This window comes from Lentibacter sp., from assembly GCF_965658795.1.
Taxonomy (GTDB): Bacteria; Pseudomonadota; Alphaproteobacteria; order Rhodobacterales; family Rhodobacteraceae; genus Lentibacter.
Window position 1 is genome coordinate 1 of the sequence record NZ_CBFHTG010000036.1, and the last position, 2,859, is coordinate 2,859.

2 protein-coding genes and 1 pseudogene are annotated in these 2,859 nt (G+C 55.3%); all 3 read right to left on the minus strand.

Translation table 11 applies throughout. From position 1 onward, the window contains the following. Positions 1 to 215: 215 nt before the first annotated feature. A complete protein-coding gene (locus ACTG3X_RS14320; RefSeq protein ID WP_439111954.1) occupies positions 216 to 1,883 on the minus strand; it encodes an acyl-CoA synthetase in 1,668 nt (555 codons plus the stop codon). A 3-nt stretch (positions 1,884 to 1,886) separates the two neighbouring features. Further along, the gene (locus ACTG3X_RS14325; protein ID WP_439111955.1) at positions 1,887 to 2,687 is read right to left on the minus strand and encodes an enoyl-CoA hydratase; all 801 of its coding nucleotides are present in this window, start codon (positions 2,685 to 2,687) and stop codon (positions 1,887 to 1,889) included. Between the two features lie 20 nt (positions 2,688 to 2,707). Further along, positions 2,708 to 2,859, minus strand: a pseudogene (locus tag ACTG3X_RS14330) (OsmC family protein); the annotation flags it as partial.

Here is a 2,859-nt window from a genome sequence, read left to right on the forward strand (position 1 = left end):
GTGGGCCATCACTCTGCGAGATCGCAGAACAAGCTGACCTATGGGCTGTACTCGGCGGGGATCAGTGACGCGCAGAAGCGGGAGATCGTGGAGGGGGTGAGGGTGCCTGCAGAGCTCGCGTTGTGAACCCCAAACATCCCCTCCGTCTGGCGTCTCCTAGCGAGATGTCGGGCGGGGGGTATGGCTAAGATATGCAGAAAAAAGTGGTTTCTAGCCTACCACTTTGGGGGTGTTTCGCCTTTATTTTTGCCATGAGCGATCTCACTGGCTTGGTCGCGCAAGACAAACTTTTGTATCTTTCCTGTGGATGTGCGCGGGATCGGCATGAATACAAACTGCCCTGGCACCTTATAGGGAGCAAGCTGGTCCTTGCACCAAGAGCGTAAACTGGCAGCATCCGTGGTTTGACCCTTGACCAATTCCACAAAAGCACAGGGCGTTTCACCCCATTTTTCGTGGGGCATGGCAACCACTGCAGCGAGCTCAATCGCAGGATGACGGTAGAGCACCTCTTCCACCTCGATGGACGAAATATTCTCACCGCCTGAAATGATGATGTCCTTTGATCGATCTTTGAGCTGGATATAGCCGTCTGGGTGCCGAACGCCTAGATCGCCGGAATGGAACCAGTCACCGGCAAAGGCGTCTCGCGTAGCCTTGGGGTTGCGGAAATAGCCTTTCATTACGACATTACCCCGAAACATGACCTCGCCCATAGTTTTCCCATCGCGTGGAACAGGTTCCATGGTCTCGGGGTCCAGAACATCCAGTCCCTCAAGTGGCAGATAGCGAACCCCTTGGCGTGATTTCAATGCAGCCTGTTCACTGGGTGGCAGATCGGACCAGTCCTGATGCCAGTCATTCACCACAGCAGGGCCATAGGTTTCGGTCAGCCCATACAAATGTGTCACATCAAAGCCTGCAGTTTTCATATCAGCCAGCAGTTTTTCCGGGGGTGGTGCGGCAGCCGTGAAGAATTGCACGGTTTGCTCAATCTTGTGTTTCTCTTCTTCGGGGGCCGATATCATCAGAGACATGACAATGGGCGCGCCGCACAGGTGGGTAACACCTTCATCTGCCAAAGCGCTCCAAATTGGTTCTGCCCGCACCTGACGCAGACAGACATGGGTCCCGATGATCGCCGAGAGGGTCCACGGGAAACACCAACCGTTGCAGTGAAACATCGGCAGCGTCCAGAGGTAGACCGCGTGCTTGGCCATCGATGTCGTCAGCGCATTGCCCTGCGCCAACAAATAGGCGCCGCGATGGTGCGAAACGACCCCTTTTGGATCGCCCGTTGTACCCGAAGTGTAGTTGATCGAAATGGCGTCCCATTCGTCCAGCGGCATCAGCCAGTGGAAGTCGGAATCACCCGTCGACAAGAAGGCCTCATAATCCTGCGCATCAGTCGCAGTTGCAGGCGCCGTGCATTCGGCATCGTCGTATTGGATCACAAGCGGTTTCACTGTTGCCAGCGCAAGCGCGTCTTGCATCAATGGCATGAATTCGCGGTCGACGATGACGACTTTTGACATCGCATGGTCTAGCTGAAACGCAATCACCGATGCATCGAGGCGAGTGTTTACGGAGTGCAAAACACCTCCGCACATGGGCACACCGTAGTGGCATTCAAGCATTGCAGGCGTATTGGCCAGCAGGGCCGACACAGTATCACCGCGCCCGACGCCACGCTGTGCTAAGGCAGATGCCAACTGTCGCGATCGTGCATAGAATTCTGCATAACTGCGCCTAAGTGCACCATGCACGATTGCTGTGTGATTAGGGAAGACTGAGGCCGCACGTTCCAGAAATGTCAGTGGCGTCAGTGGCTGGTGGTTTGCCGGATTCCGGTCCAGATCGGTGTTGTAGGGGTTCTCATTCATGGTTCAGGCGTCCTGCCATAGGGGCGCACGCTTTTCGAGAAACGCACCGATACCTTCTTCGGCGTCGAGGGCCAGCATGTTATTGACCATCACACCAGAGGCGTAATCGTAGGCGTCGGATAGCCCCATTTCTCGCTGTGCGTAGTAGGCGCTCTTGCCTGTTGCGAGCGTCATACTGGATTTTGAGGCAATCTTGCGCGCCATCTCCATCGTTTTTTCTTGCAGCTCTTCGGGTGCCGCGACACGGTTCACTAGGCCAATCTCTGCAGCGCGTTCGGCTGATGTCATGTCTCCCGTCAGTAGCATTTCCATCGCGTGCTTGTCGGTTACGTTGCGTGATAGCGCGACCATCGGGGTGGAGCAGAACAGTCCGATGTGCACGCCCGGTGTGCTGAACTGTGCCGTATCCGCTGCAATGGCCAGATCACAGCTTGCGACTAGTTGGCAGCCTGCAGCCGTGGCTACGCCGGTAATTTCAGCGATCACGGGTTTGGGGCAATTCACAATTCCCTGCATCAGGCCTGCGCACATCGCCATGACTTTTGCAAAATAGGCTTTGCCACCATCTTCATTCAAGCGCCCTGCGGTCATTTCCTTAAGATCGTGACCCGCACAAAAGGCAGGACCTTTGGCTGCCAGAACAATGACTCGCACTTTTGTGTTAGCTCCTGCATCTTTAAACGCATCACCCAGTTCCGCCAGCATTGCCTCAGACAAGGCATTGCGTCGCGAAACATCGTTCAAGGTCAGGCGGAGTATGCCGTTTTCGTCCAGATTGGAGAGCAGGATGTCAGATATGGTCACGGGGCTGTTCCTTTTGAGTGCTAAAGAATGTTGATTTCGACACTGTTGGCCAAGGTGTTCGCGATAAAGCAGTAGCGGTGCGCACGGTCCTGCATCTGCGTCATATCCTCGTCGCTTACCGAAAAGCCAGTATCGAAACGCACCACCGGATGCAGATCGATCCGCGTCACCG

Excerpts from the sequence above, each read along its gene's own strand:
- ACTG3X_RS14320 (WP_439111954.1), bottom strand. The coding sequence starts at position 1,883 with ATGAATGAGAACCCCTACAACACCGATCTGGACCGGAATCCGGCAAAC.